18 protein-coding genes are annotated in these 20039 nt (G+C 38.0%); 12 read left to right on the top strand and 6 right to left on the bottom strand.

The annotated features are described in order from the left end of the window. Positions 1 to 12: 12 nt before the first annotated feature. The 6 genes from VXN63_RS09335 to rpmH all read right to left on the bottom strand — a co-directional run bounded on the left by VXN63_RS09335 (position 13) and on the right by rpmH (position 4888). A complete protein-coding gene (locus tag VXN63_RS09335) occupies positions 13 to 1290 on the bottom strand; it encodes a bifunctional folylpolyglutamate synthase/dihydrofolate synthase (RefSeq protein ID WP_327757791.1) in 1278 nt (425 codons plus the stop codon). A 91-nt stretch (positions 1291 to 1381) separates the two neighbouring features. Continuing rightward, positions 1382 to 2200, bottom strand: a complete 819-nt coding sequence (locus tag VXN63_RS09340) for a GNAT family N-acetyltransferase (protein WP_327757792.1) — start codon at positions 2198 to 2200, stop codon at positions 1382 to 1384. 139 nt (positions 2201 to 2339) lie between these two features. Then, positions 2340 to 3257 carry an RNA-binding cell elongation regulator Jag/EloR gene (gene jag, locus VXN63_RS09345; protein WP_327757793.1) on the bottom strand — a complete coding sequence of 306 codons (918 nt, stop codon included), beginning with the start codon at positions 3255 to 3257 and terminating at the stop codon, positions 2340 to 2342. 68 nt (positions 3258 to 3325) lie between these two features. After that, positions 3326 to 4174 carry a membrane protein insertase YidC gene (yidC, locus tag VXN63_RS09350; RefSeq protein WP_327757794.1) on the bottom strand — a complete coding sequence of 283 codons (849 nt, stop codon included), beginning with the start codon at positions 4172 to 4174 and terminating at the stop codon, positions 3326 to 3328. 95 nt (positions 4175 to 4269) lie between these two features. Further along, positions 4270 to 4620, bottom strand: coding sequence for a ribonuclease P protein component (rnpA, locus tag VXN63_RS09355; RefSeq protein ID WP_327757795.1), 351 nt, complete (start codon positions 4618 to 4620; stop codon positions 4270 to 4272). Positions 4621 to 4744: 124 nt separating this feature from the next. Then, positions 4745 to 4888: a 50S ribosomal protein L34 gene (rpmH, locus tag VXN63_RS09360; protein WP_072693642.1), complete on the bottom strand. Its 144-nt coding sequence runs from the start codon at positions 4886 to 4888 to the stop codon at positions 4745 to 4747. A gap of 558 nt (positions 4889 to 5446) precedes the next feature. Here rpmH and dnaA point away from each other — a divergent pair. The 12 genes from dnaA to dnaB all read left to right on the top strand — a co-directional run bounded on the left by dnaA (position 5447) and on the right by dnaB (position 19998). Further along, positions 5447 to 6781, top strand: coding sequence for a chromosomal replication initiator protein DnaA (dnaA, locus tag VXN63_RS09365; RefSeq protein ID WP_327757796.1), 1335 nt, complete (start codon positions 5447 to 5449; stop codon positions 6779 to 6781). Between the two features lie 264 nt (positions 6782 to 7045). Further along, positions 7046 to 8182, top strand: coding sequence for a DNA polymerase III subunit beta (gene dnaN / locus VXN63_RS09370; RefSeq protein ID WP_327757797.1), 1137 nt, complete (start codon positions 7046 to 7048; stop codon positions 8180 to 8182). A 300-nt stretch (positions 8183 to 8482) separates the two neighbouring features. Next, positions 8483 to 8716: a S4 domain-containing protein YaaA gene (gene yaaA, locus VXN63_RS09375; RefSeq protein WP_327757798.1), complete on the top strand. Its 234-nt coding sequence runs from the start codon at positions 8483 to 8485 to the stop codon at positions 8714 to 8716. Then, the gene (gene recF / locus VXN63_RS09380) at positions 8716 to 9837 is read left to right on the top strand and encodes a DNA replication/repair protein RecF (protein ID WP_327757799.1); all 1122 of its coding nucleotides are present in this window, start codon (positions 8716 to 8718) and stop codon (positions 9835 to 9837) included. Before yaaA ends, recF begins: the two co-directional genes overlap by 1 nt. 17 nt (positions 9838 to 9854) lie before the next feature. After that, the gene (gene gyrB / locus VXN63_RS09385) at positions 9855 to 11786 is read left to right on the top strand and encodes a DNA topoisomerase (ATP-hydrolyzing) subunit B (protein WP_442915308.1); all 1932 of its coding nucleotides are present in this window, start codon (positions 9855 to 9857) and stop codon (positions 11784 to 11786) included. Between the two features lie 121 nt (positions 11787 to 11907). Next, entirely contained in the window at positions 11908 to 14430 is a 2523-nt protein-coding gene (gyrA, locus tag VXN63_RS09390; protein WP_442915307.1) for a DNA gyrase subunit A, read from the top strand. 218 nt (positions 14431 to 14648) lie between these two features. Next, positions 14649 to 14948 carry a 30S ribosomal protein S6 gene (rpsF, locus tag VXN63_RS09395; protein WP_225742843.1) on the top strand — a complete coding sequence of 100 codons (300 nt, stop codon included), beginning with the start codon at positions 14649 to 14651 and terminating at the stop codon, positions 14946 to 14948. Positions 14949 to 15008: 60 nt separating this feature from the next. Continuing rightward, positions 15009 to 15554: a single-stranded DNA-binding protein gene (gene ssb, locus VXN63_RS09400; protein ID WP_327757801.1), complete on the top strand. Its 546-nt coding sequence runs from the start codon at positions 15009 to 15011 to the stop codon at positions 15552 to 15554. Positions 15555 to 15582: 28 nt separating this feature from the next. Next, positions 15583 to 15816 carry a 30S ribosomal protein S18 gene (gene rpsR, locus VXN63_RS09405; RefSeq protein ID WP_225742841.1) on the top strand — a complete coding sequence of 78 codons (234 nt, stop codon included), beginning with the start codon at positions 15583 to 15585 and terminating at the stop codon, positions 15814 to 15816. 158 nt (positions 15817 to 15974) lie between these two features. Then, positions 15975 to 17972, top strand: a complete 1998-nt coding sequence (locus VXN63_RS09410) for a DHH family phosphoesterase (RefSeq protein ID WP_327757802.1) — start codon at positions 15975 to 15977, stop codon at positions 17970 to 17972. 24 nt (positions 17973 to 17996) lie between these two features. After that, complete coding sequence (rplI, locus tag VXN63_RS09415) at positions 17997 to 18446, top strand: 50S ribosomal protein L9 (protein WP_327757803.1); 450 nt, start codon at positions 17997 to 17999, stop codon at positions 18444 to 18446. A gap of 178 nt (positions 18447 to 18624) precedes the next feature. Further along, the gene (gene dnaB / locus VXN63_RS09420; RefSeq protein WP_327757938.1) at positions 18625 to 19998 is read left to right on the top strand and encodes a replicative DNA helicase; all 1374 of its coding nucleotides are present in this window, start codon (positions 18625 to 18627) and stop codon (positions 19996 to 19998) included. Positions 19999 to 20039: the final 41 nt, after the last annotated feature.

The raw sequence follows: 20039 nt of genomic DNA on the forward strand, positions 1-20039 counted from the left end.
GACAATTTGATTTTATAAATGAAGCAACTTTCTTAAATCACCGACTAAATAAAGGGATCCAAATACGACGATGATTTCCTCTCTTTCGGCTTCTTTTTCGATGTAATGCTGGATATCTTCCACTGATTTTACGAATCTTGCAGACTGTCCTCTATTATTCAGTACAGTAGCGACTTCTTCTGCATCAAATCCTCTCCAAGGATCTGGTGATACCGTTAAAACTCGTCTCGCTATATCTGAGACAACTTCGATCATATCTATATAGGCTTTATCTTTCATCATGCCTACTACAAATGTAACTTTTTGATCCGGAAATAACCTTCGGATGTTTTGACTCAATAGCGCGACACCTTGTTCATTATGTGCACCATCTACTAAAACGAGTGGTTCTTCCCGTAACACTTCCATCCTGCCAGCCCAGAATGCTTTTTCTAGTCCTTTTCTAATTACTTCATCCGTAATCATTTCATACATAGGCTTTAATTTTAAGGCCGTTTCTATCGCTAGCGTAGCATTTGAAAGTTGGTGGACACCAACCATCTTGATTTTCAGATTCTTGTACTGCTTGTAGTTGAATTTCTGTCCTTTTATAGATGCAGACAACTGTTCAATATCAGACTGGTTCAATACCTTAAGCTCTGCTCGTTTTTCCTGTGCACGTTCTTCAAAAACCGGTCGTAGCTCGTTTCCACAATCGTAAACAACCACAGAACCGTTCGTTTTAATGATTCCAGCCTTTTCCTGAGCGATTTCTTTTAAAGTATGTCCAAGCATATTCATATGATCTAAACCAATCGATGTGATAACCGCCACTTCAGGTGTTTCAATAATATTCGTTGAATCTAGTCTTCCACCAATTCCTGTCTCCAAAACAACTAGATCACAATTTTGACGACTGAAATAAACAAACGCAACAGCTGTCAATATTTCAAACGAATACAGTTTTTCAGACAGTTCTGTTTCAACTTCTTCTACATAACCTGCTACTTTTTCAGTACACTCTATAAAGTCCTGATCAGAAATGAATTTTTGATCCACTTGAATGCGTTCGTTTACGACTTCAAGATGTGGAGACGTAAAGAGGCCCACTTGCATACCGGCTTCTCTTAGAATCGAAGAAATAAAAGAAGCTGTAGTGCCTTTTCCATTTGTTCCCGCTATATGAATAAACTTTAGCTGATTCTGCGGATTACCTAGTTTTTGCATCAAGCTCGCCATGCGGTCAAGATTTTCTTTTTTTCCATTTCCGCGATTTGTATTTACAAGTGTTGTAACTTCTTCCATATTCATAAACCACGCCTACATTTCTAAGTTTTTCTTTATTATACAATCGAGTGACCAGATTGTCGAAAACGACTACACTCTATTGCATCGTTTCATCTTATTTATATTCATAATAGTCTTGCGCATGTACCGCTTCAAACCCAACCGACTCATATAATCCTAGAGCGCGGTCATTTTTTGTTTCCACATCCAGATGAACAGAATTCCCCTTTTCGCTTTCTTGTCTGACAACCGATTGTAGCACCTTGCGACCGATCCCTTTCTTTTGATACTTTGGTAAGATTGAAAATCCATAGATCCAAGCCTCCGTTTTTTCTCTTGTGACACGAATTTTACCAACTGACTCATTGTTGACTTCAATCATGTACAGATCCGTATCTTCTTCGCCATTGATTCTACTTTCCATCTCCACTGCATCTTCTCTTAGAATACCAAAGGATTCTACATCAAGCTGAACCCGTCTATCTAAATCCGATAGAGTCGCTTGGCGTAATACGAAATCGGTTGCCACCTCAAGGGGCCTCGATTTCCACTTCATTTGATGTTCCGTGAAAGCATAGCTTGCTCCTTGTTTTTTCAAAAATCGTTTAGCTGATTGAGAACTAGCTGGTGCATTTAATAGAATGTTCTTATAGCCTTTCTCTCTCACGACCCGCATCGCTTCTGTAAATAACTGCGTGAAATAATCTTTCTGGCGCTCACGAGGTTTAACCATTCCCGTTACTTCAACGGTTGACCCAAATGCGTACAATCCTACAAAAGCAATCAGTTCGTCCTCTTTATAGTAAAGAAATTCGTTTTGGTCATCTTCGCGTGCACGCAGCATTTCCCAGTTTAGCTTGAGCTCTAACTTGTCGAAAGCCTCTACTTCTTTTTGAAGCTCTTCTATATCAAAAAGTTGTTGGTTTGTAAGCATATGGATCTCCTTAAAAGTTTTTTTCATTCTTATTTAAAACCCCATTGTTTACTTTTAATGATTAACAATAAAAGTCAGATTAACAAAAAATAGTCATGCATAACCGAAGTTAGACATGACTATCTCAGATAAAGAACAATTATTTTTCAGGTTCCACTACTAAATAACGATGAGGTTCTTTGCCTTCAGAATGTGTTTGGATACCTTGATGATGATTCAAGAAACGGTGAATCAATTTTCTTTCATGCGCAGGCATGGGTTCAAGAACAACTGGACGTTTGGTGTGTTTCACTTTATCTGCTGTTCTTTTAGCTAATTGCTCAACGGTTTTCTGACGACGATCTCTATACGCTTCTGCATCTACTTTAGCGAAAAATTTCGAATCAGCAAGTTGATGTAATTGAATCTGAGCAAGCGTCTGTAAGCTATTCAAAACTTTCCCATGACGGCCAATGACTAAGCCAGCATCTTCTGTTTCTATATTGTACTGAACTTTTTTCCCTTGTCTTTGTACATGAACAGAGACATCTTCAATACCCATCTTGTTTGTAACATCTTTCAAGTACTCCGCTACTTGTTGAATACCTTCAGCATCTCTTTGTTCGATTTCTCTTTGCTGTTCTTCAGAAATCACCGGTTTCGCTTCTTCAGAATCCTCTGTAGAAGCCATTACAAGTGGCTTCTCATCTGATGATTGATTCCTAGTTTCTTCGACTTCTTCGGGACTTTCTGCAACAGGTTCTACGATTTCTTGATCAGAAGAAGGTTCTGTTCCTGTTTCACTTTCAACAAACAAAGGTTTTTCAGGAGCTGGTTTGTCCTTGGGCAAAATGTCTTCTGATGAAAAAGAAGAGTCAAATACACTTTTAATTGCACTTGTTGCTTGCTTTCTCTTAACGACGACGACCGCATCTTTTTGCCCTATTCCTAGAAACCCTTTTTTACCAGGTTCTGCTACTTCAATATCCGCTTGCTCTATTTTTAACCCTAAAGCTTTTAATCCTTTTTCGATTGCAACTTCAGTTGTAGGTGCCTGTGCTGTATATTTATCAATCACGAATAATGCCCTCCGTTCAACGATAGGTATGTTTATTCAATCAAATCATATCAAACATGTACCTTAGATTATTTTCTTACGTTACGCCCAAGTTTCTGCGCTTTCTTCATAGCTCTTCTACGTTCACGTTCAGCTTCTCGCTCTTGTTCTTCCTTCAGTTCGCGCTCACGACGCGCTTTGAAAGGATTTTGTAAGAATACGGTCTGTAATGCTGCAAATCCATTGGATGCTGCAAAGTAAAGTGCTAGAGCACTAGATAATCTGAATGTAATCAATACAATGAACAACGGCATAATGTACGTCATGACTTTTCCGCCAGCTTGCGGTCTTCCCATGCTCATCAAGTACGAGTTTGCCAGTGTGAAAATACCAGCTAAAATCGGCAAGATCAAGTAAGGATCGGGTGCACCCAAGTTGACCCATAAGAAGTCGCCTGTTCTAAGAATAGGCGTTCTATTCACTGATTGATACAATGCGATAAAAACAGGCATTTGAATCAACAATGGTAAGAATCCTAGATATGGATTAACTCCTGCATCTTTATAAAGTCTTTGTTGTTCTTCTCTTAATTTCTGTTGTGTTTCAGTGTCTCTTGAAGAATATTGTTCTCTTAATTCTGTCATCTGCGGATTGATTTCGTTCATCTGTTGCATATTTTTCTGCTGGAAATGCGTGATTGGAATCAGCAAAGCACGAATAAATACTGTTACGAGGATAATCCCCATACCGTAACTATTATTAAATAGTCCAGATACCCAAATAATCAACTGAGCAAAATTATAAATCACGACGCCATCCCAAAATCCTTCACTTTGAGCAGTAACATCGCTTGTACCACAAGCAGCTAAAACAAATACGACTGCAAGCATGCTAAGCATCAATAGCAATCGCTTACGTTTTTTTACGATAGTAGACATTTCTTTCCTCTTTTCCAAAGTCTTGTGCGCTAGGTTAATTATAAATCAAAACCTGCTTTTAGAACATCCTTATTTTAAAAATAGCAAACGCTCATTTACTCACTGATAGTCATTTTAGCTAGTTTCAAAACATGTGATAAGCTTTTTTTCACTTCAACATAAGACATACTAGCTGCTGGATTTCTTGCGATAACGAGAAAATCTCTCTCTTGTTTCAATAAACTTTCTTGATCGAACTCTGTCAGTGCTTGTCTGATTTTTCTTTTTACGGCATTACGAGTTGGTGCGTGACCTAATTTTTTGCTAACAGAAATACCTACTCTAAAATGAGCTTGATCTGGCTTTTCTAATACATAGACGACAAACTGGCGATTCGCCACAGACTTTCCTTTATGGAAGACTTTTTGAAAATCGGCTTCTTTTTTAACCCGGTAAGCTTTTCTCATGACCAGTCACCACCTGCCTTTACTTGATCCTTTTTCTCTATGGTTCTTAATCTCTACACTTTGACAACAAAAAAAAGGCGACGTGCTCTTATTTTAATAAGAAGCTATCGTCGCCTTTTATTTCTTATGCTGAAATGCGTTTTCTACCTTTACGACGTCTTGCTTTCAATACTCTACGTCCGTTTTTTGTACTCATACGTTTACGGAAACCGTGTACTTTTTGACGCTTACGTTTTTTAGGTTGATATGTTAATCCTTGTTGTGACATTGATCATACACCTCCTGAATCATTCCTATATCTCTGTTTACTATTTAAAGGTTACAAAATGCTATCTAAATTTTGCATCATAACATAGACAGACTATATCAGTTTAAGAAAATAGATACCATTTGTCAAGTCTTCCTTTGTAATTTAACTGTTTGCTTTTAAATTTAGACACATTTCCAAATGAAAAATAAGCTGGTTTCATGCACATTTTTATCCACAGGGTAGTTAGTAACTATATCTTTATTTTTAACTGTTAACAACTTTATACATGATCCATCCACATTTCTAGCCTGTGTATATAAGGTTATCCACAGGTTTTTGAAGAATGTTAACAACTCAATTGTAGGCTGATAAAATAATGTTTTTATCGGTATAGTTATCCACAATTCTTGTTAGGTGTTTTTGCACAACTTGAAACTGTACACATGATCTGTTCTCGTGTGGATAACTATTTTCAACAGGTTCTGAATTATTTATCAACAATTTCACTCAGTTGTGGAAAACTTATCTCATCCATGATAAAATAAAAAAACATTCATTGAGACGAGGAGGAACAGAATGAATAACCCACATCCCTTGTGGATACATTTACAAGATAAATTTAAACAATCTCTATCTAAAGTTAGTTTTGATACATGGATCCAAAGCGCAAACCTCGTCCGAGTTACGGATAACTCCGTTACTATAGAAGTTCCGTCTACATTGCATAAAGAATATTGGCAGAATAATCTGACTACCAGAATGGTAGAGTACCTTTATGAATATTTCGGCCGCGAGATTTCTCCACTTTTTGTAACCTCTGAAGAACAGGCTACACATGAAGAGAATGAAGAGCCGCAGCAGAGAGAACCTTTTGATCAGATGAGTATGGTTTCCAGTACTTTAAACAGCAAATATTCTTTTGACACTTTTGTTATCGGAAAAGGCAATCAGATGGCTCACGCAGCTGCATTAGTTGTCGCGGAAGAACCAGGAACGATCTATAACCCACTATTTTTCTACGGTGGAGTAGGACTCGGAAAGACTCATTTGATGCACGCGATTGGGCATCAGTATTTACAGATCAATCCAAATGCTAAAATCAAATATGTATCAAGCGAAAATTTTGCGAATGACTTCATCAATTCTATTCAAAATAGAACGCAAGAAAAATTCAGAAGACAATATAGAAATGTGGATCTTCTATTAGTAGATGATATTCAATTTTTTGCTGACAAAGAAGGAACTCAGGAAGAATTTTTCCATACTTTTAATGCACTTTACGATGATCGCAAGCAAATCGTGTTGACTAGCGACCGACTACCAAATGAAATACCAAAACTTCAAGAAAGACTGGTTTCTAGATTTGCTTGGGGACTATCCGTTGATATTACTCCTCCAGATCTTGAAACAAGAATCGCGATCCTCAGAAAAAAAGCCAATGCAGAAGGTCTTGAAATTCCTAATGATACATTGAGCTATATAGCCGGACAAATTGATTCAAATATTCGTGAATTAGAAGGTGCTTTGGTTAGAGTACAAGCTTATTCAGCTATCCAAAGAAACGACATTACTACGAGTCTAGCGGCAGATGCACTCAAAAGCATGGTCAAGAAAGACAAGAATCAAGATATTTCAATCGCAACGATTCAGCAAACAGTCAGCAAGTTCTACCAAATTTCACTCGTTGACTTAAAAGGTAAGAAACGTGTTCGTCAAATTGTTCTTCCAAGACAGATCGCAATGTATCTATCAAGAGAAATGACAAATAACTCTTTACCTAAAATCGGAAAAGAGTTTGGTGGTAAAGATCATACTACTGTTATTCATGCGTATGAAAAAATCGACCAGGCAATCAAAAAAGATGCCGACTTGAAACATGAAATTGAACAGATTAAAAAGAGTCTGCAATAATTATTCTATTATACCTAGGATTTCCACCTGTGTATAACCTGAGACTTTCTACACAAAGTTACCCACAGGTTATCCACAAGTGGAAAACTTTTGTCTCTAAGGGTTTTTTAGCTTTTCCACAGTATACACAGGCCCTACTACTATTACTATATTATTTATATAAATATATATAGGCATTCTGCTAGATTTAAAGATGATTCAAAAACAGGAAACAATAGCACATTATGCTATACTTAAAATAAGAAAAATGCACGGAGGGATTCTATGAAATTTTCTATCAAACGAACGGCTTTTCTAAAAAAATTAAGAGATGTTCAACTTGCAGTATCTTCAAGAACGACTATTCCAATATTAACAGGTATCAAATTGGTTGCAGATGCAGAGGGCGTTAAACTAACCGGTAGTAACTCTGACATCTCAATTGAAACCATTATTTCAGTTCATGATGAAAAAGCTGAATTAAAAATTGAAGAAGAAGGTAGTATTGTTTTACAACCTGCTCGTTTCTTCAGTGATATTGTAAACAAATTGCCAGATGAAACATTCTCTATTGAAGTAATGGATCGTGTTCAAACGTCCATCACTTCAGCTTCATCTTCTTTTATTATCAATGGACTAGATGCAGCAAATTATCCACACCTACCGGAAATAGATACGGATCAAGCGTTTACGTTACCTGTCCAGTTGTTGAAAACAATTGTTAAACAAACCGTTATTGCCGTATCTTCACATGAAAGTCGCCCGATATTAACAGGTGTGAATCTTTCTTTAAAAGAGGGCAGACTAAAAGCTGTTGCGACAGATAGTCACCGTCTAAGTCAAAGAGTCATTCCTTTAGAATCTGCTGGAGATTTCTCTTATAACATCGTAATACCTGGTAAGAGTCTTCAGGAACTATCAAGATTACTAGATGATTCTCTTGATGAAATTACAGTTGCAATTGCAGAAAACCAGATTTTATTCAAAACAGAAGATACACATTTCTATTCAAGACTTCTAGAAGGAAACTATCCGGATACAGATCGCCTAATTCCTGATGCTTCTTCTACACAGATCACACTAGATGCACAAGTTCTTTTAGGTGCTGTAGAACGTGCTTCTCTTTTATCACATGAAGGTAAAAACAATGTAGTTAAATTATCAGTGAAGCAAAATGAATTGGAAATAACCGGAAACTCTCCAGAAGTCGGAAGAGTGAATGAAGATGTCTCCTTCAAACAGATCGAAGGAGAAGAAATGGAAATCTCATTCAATCCCGATTATCTGAAAGCTGCACTGAATACATTTGGTGCTGTTGAAATCACAATTAAACTGATTTCAACCTTAAGACCTTTTGTATTGGTTCCAAGTGATGACAACAGAGAATTTATCCAGTTGATTACACCAATTCGTACATCTTAAAAGTCTAAAAAAAATCCTACTGAGTCGATCTGGTCTACATGGCCCGATACTCAGTAGGATTTTTTTGTCTAAAAGATTTTTTTAAGACGAAAACGGATAAAAATACACAAATTTACATTCTGAGCGTATTTTGAGTAAAAATATCATTTTTCTTTTTATCTATCAAAAATCTATCAGAGGCCATTATTTTCCGTCAAAATTTGTATTGGCCTCTTTTTTGAGGTATAATAGAGAAAGAATAGTATGAAAAAAATCGTAGAGTTTTATGACGTATTTTTTACTTTAAGGAGCCGATAAAAGGTGCATACCCCAATTCAAATAGAAGAAGTGTATATTACATTAGGCCAGTTTCTGAAACACGCGAATGTGATTTCAAGTGGAGGCATGGCTAAGCCGTTTCTGGAGCAGTTTGAAGTCTTTGTTAACGGAGAACTTGAAAACAGACGAGGAAAGAAACTTTATGACGGTACAGTAATAGATATTCCAGAAGTAGGTAGTTTTGTAGTTGAATCTTTAAAACATGAGGACGCCTGATGTATTTAAAAGACCTCCAACTAAGAGGTTACCGCAACTACGATAAAGCCGAAGCTGTATTTTCTCAGAATATTAATGTGTTTCTGGGAGAAAATGCTCAGGGCAAAACGAATATGATGGAAAGTATCTATGTACTCGCAATGGCTAGAAGCCACCGCACAGCAAACGATAAGGAACTAATCGGTTGGGATCAGGAATTTGCAAAAGTAACTGGTCGAATCGAAAAATCGCAAGGTGGCTTCCCGCTGGAAATTATTCTTTCCAAAAAAGGAAAGAAAGCAAAACTGAATCATCTAGAACAAAAAAAGCTCAGTGCCTACATTGGTCATCTGAACGTTATTTTGTTTGCGCCGGAAGACTTGTCGCTTGTTAAAGGATCGCCTTCTGTTAGAAGGAAATTTCTGGATATGGAGATGGGGCAGATGAGCCCGATCTATCTTCACCATCTAGTAGAGTATCAAAAGATTCTTAAACAGCGAAATCAGTATCTAAAGCAAGCAAGGTTCAAAAATAAAGTCGATCAGACTTATTTAGATGTCTTAACAGATCAGCTAGCTGCAGAAGGTGCAGAAGTCCTTACTGAGCGATTTAAATTCACCAAACGCCTGCAGGAATGGGCTGAACCGATACACAAATCGATTTCTCAGGAAAAAGAACAGTTGCGTATCGAATATGCATCCTCTATACCGGTTCATTCCGAACAAGATAAAAACCAACTGATGCAAGACTTGTTGGAACAATTCAGCAAGAATCAGCAGAGAGAACTAGATCAAGGAACCACATTAAGTGGCCCTCACAGAGATGACCTCCGTTTTTACATCAACGACAAAAATGTCCAGACTTATGGATCTCAAGGGCAGCAGCGAACGACTGCACTTAGCGTGAAACTTGCAGAAATTGAATTGATGTTTGAAATGACGGGGGAATATCCCGTCTTATTACTCGACGACGTATTAAGTGAGCTAGACGATGATAGACAAACACATTTGCTTAAATCCATTCAAGACAAGGTTCAGACATTTCTGACAACGACGAGTTTGGACGGAGTAAAAAAAGAATTATTGAATGACCCGCGGATTTTTAATGTATCAGATGGGCAGATTAAAATGGAGAGTGAATAAACTTGGCAGATGAACAATTGACTCCAAAAGAAGTCGTAGAAATACGCGAAGAATACGATGCAAGTCAGATTCAGGTATTGGAAGGTCTAGAAGCCGTTAGAAAAAGACCAGGTATGTATATTGGGTCGACCGGTGAAGCAGGCCTGCACCATCTTGTATGGGAAATTGTAGATAACTCAATAGATGAAGCAATGGCAGGTCACGCTGATAAGATTGAGATCGTCATTGAACCCGACAACATCGTAACTGTTACAGATGACGGACGAGGTATCCCAATCGATATCCAGCAAAAAACAGGTCGTCCAGCAGTTGAAACGGTCTTTACGATCTTGCATGCTGGTGGTAAATTCGGCGGCGGCGGATATAAAGTATCTGGAGGACTACACGGTGTAGGCTCATCTGTAGTAAATGCTTTGTCAGAGTACCTTGAAGTGAACGTCCATAAAAATGGAAAAGTCTACAACCAGCGCTATGAACGTGGTGCAGTGATGTATGACCTTAAAGAAACGGGTACAACGGACAAACGTGGAACAGAAGTTGTCTTCAAAGCAGATGCAGAGATTTTCAAAGAGACGACTGTTTATGATTTCCATAAATTATCGACTCGTGTAAGAGAACTGGCTTTCTTGAATAAAGGATTAAATATCTCGATTGAAGACCGCAGAGGAGAAGAGCCTGTACGCTTGGACTACCGTTATGAAGGCGGAATTCAAAGTTACGTAAGCTATTTGAATCAAACGAAAACCAATTTATACGAAGAGCCAATTTTCCTTGAAGGAGAACAAGAAGGTATCGTTGTAGAAGTAGCCTTACAACATACAGATGGCTTCCATATGAATATCATGAGTTTCGCAAACAATATCCATACCTATGAAGGTGGGATGCATGAGTCAGGATTCAAAACCGCTTTAACGCGAATCATCAACGACTATGCTCGTAGAAACAAGATTTTAAAAGAAAATGACGATAATCTGACAGGTGAAGATGTTCGAGAAGGCTTGACTGTCGTACTGAGTATCAAACATCCAGACCCACAGTTTGAAGGACAGACAAAAACAAAACTGGGTAACTCAGAAGTACGTACAATTACGGACCGACTATTCAGTGAGCATTTTGATCGCTTCTTAATGGAAAATCCAACTGTTGGTAGACAAATCATTGAAAAAGCCTTGTTAGCAGCACGTGCACGCTTGGCAGCTAAACGTGCCAGAGAAGTTACACGTAAAAAGAATGGTCTGGAAATCAGTAACCTTCCAGGGAAATTAGCCGACTGTTCTTCTAAAGATCCTGAAAAATCTGAAATTTTCATCGTTGAGGGAGACTCCGCTGGAGGTTCCGCAAAACAAGGAAGATCAAGACTATTTCAGGCGATTTTACCCATCAGGGGTAAAATTTTAAACGTAGAAAAAGCGTCTATTGACCGTATTTTAGCCAACGAAGAAATTCGTTCGTTATTTACAGCAATGGGTACAGGTTTTGGAGAAGAATTCGAAATCGATAAAACAAGATATCATAAACTGATTATCATGACGGATGCGGATGTAGATGGTGCGCATATTCGTACACTACTTCTCACACTGATTTTTAGATATATGAGACCAGTTATCGAAGCGGGCTTTGTTTATATTGCTCAGCCACCTTTGTATCAAGTTAAACAAGGTAAAAAAGAAGTTTACTTGGATACAGAAAAACAACTTGAAACATACTTGAAAGAAATTCCACCAACACCTAAACCAGATATTCAGCGTTATAAAGGTCTAGGAGAGATGGATGCAGAACAGCTTTGGTCGACCACAATGAATCCTGAAAACCGTCGTTTGCTTCAAGTAACCGTTGAAGATGCAATCGAAGCCGATATGGTCTTTGATATGCTGATGGGTGAAAAAGTTGAACCGCGTCGTCTCTTTATCGAAGATAACGCTCAATATGTTCAAAATATCGATATTTAAAGTTTAGATCACTAAATAATCTATCAAAACAACTATACCGTGTGCAGAATTCTCTGTCTTGAAATTGCCACACGGTATTTAAGTTGTAAAAAGTTCGATGAAAACAAGGAGGAACAAATACTTGGCTGAAAATAGAGAAGCACGTATGGAATCAATCAATCTTGCGAGTGAAATGAAAAATTCATTTCTAGACTATGCAATGAGCGTTATTGTTTCCCGTGCTCTACCTGATGTTCGAGATGGTTTGAAACCTGTTCACCGCCGTATCCTTTACGGAATGAATGAATTAGGTATGACACCCGACAAAGCTTATAAAAAATCTGCTCGTATCGTTGGAGACGTAATGGGTAAGTATCACCCCCACGGTGACTCCGCTATCTATGAATCTATGGTACGTATGGCACAAGACTTCAGTTACCGTAATCCTCTAGTTGACGGACACGGAAACTTTGGTTCAATAGATGGCGATAGCGCAGCAGCAATGCGGTATACAGAAGCAAAAATGAGTAAAATCGCTATGGAAATGCTGAGAGATATCAACAAAGATACAGTTGATTATCACGATAATTATGATGGATCTGAAAGAGAACCAGACGTCTTACCTGCAAGATTCCCGAATCTTTTGGTAAACGGTGCTTCTGGTATTGCGGTAGGAATGGCTACGAATATTCCCCCGCATAACTTAAGAGAAGTAATTGCTGCTTGTCGTATGTTGATGGACAATAGTGAAGCCACAGTAGCCGAATTGATGGAAGTCTTGCCTGGACCAGATTTCCCAACAGGTGCGATGGTACTAGGTAAGTCTGGTATTCGAAAAGCATACGAGACTGGCCGTGGATCAATCAAGGTACGTGCAAAAGCACATATTGACATACTTAAAAATGGTCGTGAACGCATTATCGTTGATGAACTGCCTTATTTAGTCAATAAAGCAAAACTGGTAGAACGTATAGCTGAATTAGCTCGAGATAAGCGTATAGAGGGCATTACAGACTTAACGGATGAATCTGATAGAGATGGCATGCGCGTGGTCATAGAAGTTCGTAGAGACGTCTCAGCGAGCGTTATACTGAACAACCTGTACAAATTGACGCCTATGCAAACTTCGTTTGGATTCAATATGCTGGCAATCGTAAATGGAATTCCTAAAACACTTGGATTAGTAGAAATCCTGACAGAATATTTAAAACACCAAAGAGTCGTTATTCGTAGAAGATCAGAATACGATAAGCGTAAAGCAGAAGCACGCGCGCACATTCTAGAAGGTTTACGTATCGCACTTGATCATATCGATGAAATCATATCGATTATTAGAGGTTCACAGACAGGCCAGATTGCTAAAGAAACATTGATTGAGCGATTTGATCTTTCTGAGCGTCAGTCTCAAGCTATTTTAGATATGCGTATGGTTCGTTTAACCGGTTTAGAAAGAGAGAAAATTGAGGGTGAGTATCAGGAACTGATCTCTACAATCAATGATCTTATAGATATTCTGGCTCGTCCAGAACGTGTAAATGAAATCATCGAAATAGAGCTAGAAGAAATTTCTGAAAAACATGGTGATGATCGCCGTACAGAACTTCTAGTTGGTGAATTGTTGAGTCTTGAAGATGAAGATTTGATTGAAGAAGAAGAAATTGCCATCACCTTATCTCACAATGGATACATGAAACGTATGGCTATTTCAGAATTTAAAGCTCAAAACCGAGGCGGTAGAGGCGTTAAAGGTATGGGGACGAATACAGATGACTTTGTAGAGACCTTATTAACCTGTTCGACGCATGATTTACTCTTATTCTTTACGAATACTGGTAAAGTATACAAAGCTAAAGGGTATGAAATTCCAGAATACGGCCGTACAGCCAAAGGTATTCCGGCAATTAACTTCCTGGGTATAGATAACAGCGAGAAAATCCAAGCCATTATCAATATGCGTGGAGAAGCGAAAGAAAATGAACACTTATTCTTTACAACTCGTAAAGGGACTGTCAAACGTACAGCTTTAAGTGAATTCATGAATATTCGTACAAGCGGATTAAGAGCAATTGTCTTAAGAGAAGAAGACGAATTGATCGATGTTGCCATGACAAATGGAGATCAAAATATCATTATTGGTACACGAGACGGTTATGCTGTTAGCTTCCATGAAACAAAAGTAAGGAGTATGGGTAGAGCTGCTGCGGGTGTCCGGGGTATCAACGTAAGAGCCGGCGATGATGTAGTCGGAATGGATCTTTTAAACGAAGATTCAGAGGTATTGATCATCACAGAAAATGGATACGGTAAGAGAACGGCTGCTAGCGAGTATGCTATCCGTGGTCGAGGCGGTAAAGGTGTCAAAACAGCCAACATTACAGAGAAAAACGGTCCTTTGATCGGTCTTAAAACAGTAGATGGACATGAAGATATCATGTTGATTACAAATGGTGGAGTCGTTATTCGATTCCACGCTACAAATATCTCTCAGACAGGTCGAGCAACTCAGGGTGTTAGATTGATGCGTCTAGAAGAAGGCAACAAAGTATCTACTCTTGCTAAAGTAGAACCTCAAGACGAGGAAGAACTTGAAGTAAGCGAATTAGAAGATCCGACAGTAGAAATACTAGAAGAAAATCTTGAAACAGAAGAACATACTGAAGAATAGTATGATTTCTAAACTTTAAACGATCGTCGTTCTATTCAGTTTGATCAAGCTGAATAGAATGACGGTTTTTTTATTTAAAATCATACTAATTTCTAAAATAATGTTGCTTAAGATATCCCGTTATGCTATAATTGTTCGGAGTGAGTACTCTTTAGAGAATACTCTCCTTGCTCTTTCAAATGAGAGGGCCAAAGTCCATAAGGAGGTGACAGTCAACGATGAGTCAATCAGCGAAATATGAAATTTTATATATTATCCGTCCAAATATCGAAGAAGATAACAAAAAAGCGTTAGTAGAACGTTTCGAAACAATCTTAAAAGATAATGGTGCTGAAGTTACTGAATCAAAAGACTGGGCGAAACGTCGTTTTGCATATGAGATCAAAGGATACCGAGAAGGTACTTACCGCTTGGTAAATATTGTATCTGAAGATGCAGCAGCAATTAACGAATTCGAACGTCTAGCTCGTATTAACGAAGATATTCTTCGTCATATGATCGTACGTTTGGAAGACTAATATGTTTCACGTGAAACATATTGATGTTGCAAAGTAATGATGTAGAAAGGAGCCCAACCAATGATTAATAATGTCGTACTAGTTGGAAGATTAACTCGTGACGCTGAATTACGTTATACAGGTAGTAGTACAGCTGTAGCTTCTTTTTCCATAGCGGTTGAACGTACTTTTACAAACGCTCAAGGAGAAAGAGAAACAGATTTCATTAACTGTGTAGCTTGGAGAAAAACTGCAGAAATTATTTCTAATTTCACTCGCAAAGGTTCTCTGGTCGGTGTAACGGGACGTATTCAAACACGTAATTACACAAACAATGAAGGTCGTAAAGTATATATTACTGAAGTTGTCTGTGAAAATTTCCAAATGTTGGAACCTAAGTCTGTAACAGATAAGCGTAGTCAAAATGACAACGATTCTTCTGGATCAGGTTCAAGTAATTCTAACAATAATGCAAATTATTCAAATCAGAACAATTATTCTCAACAGAATAATAGTCAAGCTCCTGGAAATAATCAGAACAAAAACAATTTTGCAAACTTCGATGAGGATCCGTTTGAAAAAAATGACGATCCAATTGATATTTCAGATGACGATTTACCGTTTTGATTCATAACTAAAGAAGGAGGAGTATAAAATGGCAGGACGCAGAGGCGGCAAGAAGCGCCGGAAAGTTGACTTCTTTGCAGCAAACCATATCGAATATATTGATTATAAAGATACTGATTTGTTGAAACGTTTCATTTCTGAACGCGGTAAAATTTTACCACGTCGTGTAACTGGAACTTATGCAAAGAACCAACGTAAATTAACTAAAGCAATCAAACGTTCACGTATCATGGGATTACTTCCATTCGTAACTGAAGATTAAATAGATATTTAAAATCGTAGCAGATTATCTGTTGCGATTTTTTTATTTTGAATGTTTCACGTGAAACATTCGGATGTTGACCTTTTCTGTCAGTCTAGAATATAAAGGCAAAAAATGTTAAGATATAGTAGTCTAAATATTGAAACAGAGGAGACAATATGAAAAGAGTCAATGAAGAAGAATCTATTCCAAGGTTCCTAGATCGACCATTCATGCGCATGATGATTCTATTTGCCACTTTAGCTATCGTGGTTTTAACGATACTTAGTTTTATTGCTAATGTGTGGATAGGTATGCTCATGCTTTTAATCGCAGTCACGATCTTTTTAGTAGCCTGGAGATTTGGAAAAGAATACGTAGAAGAACTAAATTCTTATATACTAAACTTATCTTATAGAATTAAGCGTGGAGAACAAGAAGCCTTAATTAAGATGCCTATTGGAATTATACTGATCAATCAGAATGAAGAAGTTGATTGGGTGAATCCTTACATGCAAACTCAGCTATTTAGTGAAGAGAGTGTTCTAGGGAAACACATCAGTGAAGTCAATGAAGAAATCTATAAGCAAATTCAGAACTCGAGTGAAACGAAGACTGAGTTACTTGAATGGAACAATAAGATATTCCAGATGATTGTACAGGAAGATATCCATGCCATCTATCTAATGGATATCACTGAATACGCTGAAGTGAAAGTGAAGTATGAAGAAGCGAGACCTGTTGTTGGTTGGCTCTTCCTTGATAATTACGATGAGGTTGTTCAAGGGCTGGATGACCGTGGAGTGTCAGGATTTAATAGCTTGATTACGACCTATTTATCAAATTGGGGTAAGCAACATAGTATCTTTTACAAAAAGACTTCTGAGGATAAATACTTTCTTTTATTAAACAGAAGTGAGTTAAAAAGAATTGAAAATGAGAAATTTAATATCATAGACAATATTAGAGATAGAACGTCAAAACGAAATTTACCGCTTACAATTAGTATCGGTATTGCTTACGGAGATGATGACTTTGATAAGCTTGCTGAACTGGCACAAAGCAATTTGGACTTAGCACTGGGCCGTGGTGGAGATCAGGCCATCGTTAAAGAGGTTGATCAAGAACCTAGGTACTACGGTGGTAAAACGAATCCAATGGAAAAACGTACAAGAGTGCGTTCGAGAATGATCAGTCAAGCTATGCAAGAATTAATCAAAGGAAGCGATCAAGTGTTCGTCATGGGTCATAAGAACCCGGATATGGATGCTATCGGATCTTCACTAGGTATAGCCCGTATTTCTATGATGCTTAAAAAGAAATGCTGGGTCGTTATTGATCAGGATGACTTAAGTAATGACGTAGGTAAGCTGATGAATGAAATTGAGAAACAAAATCAAGTGAATCAGAATATCATTTCTCCTGCCGAAGCTCAAAATATCATTACAGAAAATGATTTAGTTGTTTTAGTAGACCATCATAAACCATTGCTATCTATTGCACCAAACTTGCTCAAGAAAACGAAGAAAAATATCGTTATCGATCATCATAGACGTGGAGAAGAGTTTACCGAAAATCCATTACTTGTTTATATTGAACCATACGCTTCTTCAACTGCTGAGCTGATTACAGAGTTATTCGAATATGTATCGTCGGATGGGGAACCAATCAACCGTATTGAAGCGACAGCCATGCTAGGTGGTATTATTGTAGACACGAATAACTTTAGCTTACGTACCGGTTCAAGGACGTTTGATGCAGCCAGCTATTTGCAGTCCGTCGGCGCGAATTCTACAATGATCCAAAGATTATTGAAAGAAGATCCAGAAACTTATCTGAGACGTAGTAAATTAATTGAAACCATTGAGTTTGTTCATGAAGGTGTCGCAGTTGCTCATGGCAAAGACCAGCAGATTTATCCGCCCGTTACATCAGCACAAACTGCGGATACGATGTTGAGTATGTCAGGTGTTGAAGCAGCCTTTGTCATTACAAAACGTTCAGATGATATGGTTGGGATCAGTGCAAGAAGTCTAGGTAAGATCAATGTACAGATCATCATGGAAAAAATGGGTGGAGGCGGACACTTGTCCAATGCAGCTACTCAGATTGATGGGAAATCTGTACAAGAAGTTAGAGAAGAATTAATCGCACAAATCAAAACAGCATTTGACTAATTTAAATAAGAGGAGCGTTTAACTATGGAAGTAGTTTTATTGAAAGATGTCAAAGGTACAGGAAAAAAAGGCGAAATCAAAAATGTATCAGACGGATACGCTAATAACTTTTTATTGAAAAAAGGATTGGCAAAAGAAGCAACAAACTCAGCAGTAAAAGAACTATCTGCTAAGAAAAATGCTATGAAGCGTGAAGAAAATGAGATTTTAGAAGCAGCCAAACAAGATAAGAAAAAAATAGAAGACAATTCAATCGAACTTCATGAAAAAGCGGCAGAAGATGGCCGACTGTTCGGATCTGTTACAACTAAACAGATTGCTAAAGAGCTAGAAAAACAACTCGGTATTAAAGTTGATAAACGTAAACTGAATCAACCAATACCAATGAGAGCAGTAGGATCTCAAAACGTAGAAGTGAAGTTGCACAAAGAAGTAACTGCAGAATTGACGGTTCGTGTAACAGCAATAGACTAATCAGTAAAAGGGAGAGGCTCTAGAAGCTTCTCCCTTTTCTCTGCTTTTAAAGGACGATAAAATAAAGTAATAAGAATCGTAAACAATTGTTCCCTTATATACTTTTAGAATGAGATATTGTACAATTAAGAATGAATTTGTGACCTATAAGGTGCGAAAGGAAGAATACACATTGGCTATGGAACCATTAGGCGATCGTTTACCACCACAAAATATTGAAGCCGAGCAATCTGTACTGGGATCTATTTTACTAAACCCTGAAGCATTGATTCCGGCGATGGAATACATTGAATCGACAGATTTCTATCGTCGTGGACACCAACTGATTTTTCAGACGATGATTGATTTGAGTGAGCGGAACGAAGCATTAGATGTTGTAACGATTGCGGATATGCTGGAATCAAGAAATCAGCTTGAAGATATTGGTGGGACACCTTATTTGGCTGATATAGCGACTACAGTGCCTACAGCTGCAAACGTAGAGTATTACTCCAAGATTGTCGAAGAGCGCTCTATACTACGTCGGTTGATCCAGACAGCAACAGAAATTGCCTCAAGAGGATATGACGAAGCAAGCGATCTTCCCAACCTTCTAGATGATGCGGAAAGAAAGATACTTGAAGTGTCCGAAAAGAGAAGTCGTAGTGGATTTGTCAATATCGAGACAGTTCTAAGAGAAACGATCAATAATATTGATGAACTATTTCAAAATGATGAAGAAATCACAGGGATTTCTACTGGATATAAAGCATTAGACCAGATGACTGCTGGATTACATGAAGATGAGCTGATTATACTAGCAGCGAGACCGGGTGTAGGTAAAACAGCATTTGCTTTAAATGTAGCACAAAATATCGGGACGAAAACAGACGAAACCGTTGCGATTTTTAGTTTAGAGATGGGTGCGGAGCAACTAGTTAACCGTATGTTATGCGCGGAAGGCACCATAAATGCTTCGAATTTAAGAACAGGGAAGCTGACTGAAGAAGAGTTCACTAAGCTGTTTGTTGCAATGGGCAGTCTTTCTAAGGCAAATATTTATATTGATGATACACCAGGAATCCGTACAGCAGAAATCAGAGCGAAGTGCCGTCGCTTGAAGCAAGAGCGAGGTAGTTTGGGATTGATCGTAATTGATTATCTTCAACTGATTGAAGGTTCGGGTAAAGAAAGTCGTCAGCAGGAAGTATCGGATATCTCTAGACAGTTAAAGAAATTAGCTAAAGAGTTATCGGTTCCTGTTGTTGCCTTGTCACAGCTTTCTCGTAGTGTAGAGCAAAGACAAGACAAACGACCAATTTTAAGTGATTTGAGAGAGTCAGGATCGATTGAGCAAGATGCCGATATCGTTGCCTTTTTATACCGAGAAGATTACTACCGTAATGAAGATGAGGAAGATGAAGACGAGTCAGCTGAAGATAATGTCGTCGAAATTATTCTGGAAAAAAACCGTTCTGGAGCACGTGGGACGGCCAAACTCTTATTTATTAAAGAGTACAATAAATTTTCTTCACTAACTTATTATCCGGAAGATCAGATACCGGAGTATTAACGTCATAAAATCCCTACTAATCTAAGTTGATTTAACTCTCT

Source organism: Marinilactibacillus sp. XAAS-LB27, from assembly GCF_036039175.1.
Taxonomy (GTDB): domain Bacteria; phylum Bacillota; class Bacilli; order Lactobacillales; family Carnobacteriaceae_A; genus Marinilactibacillus.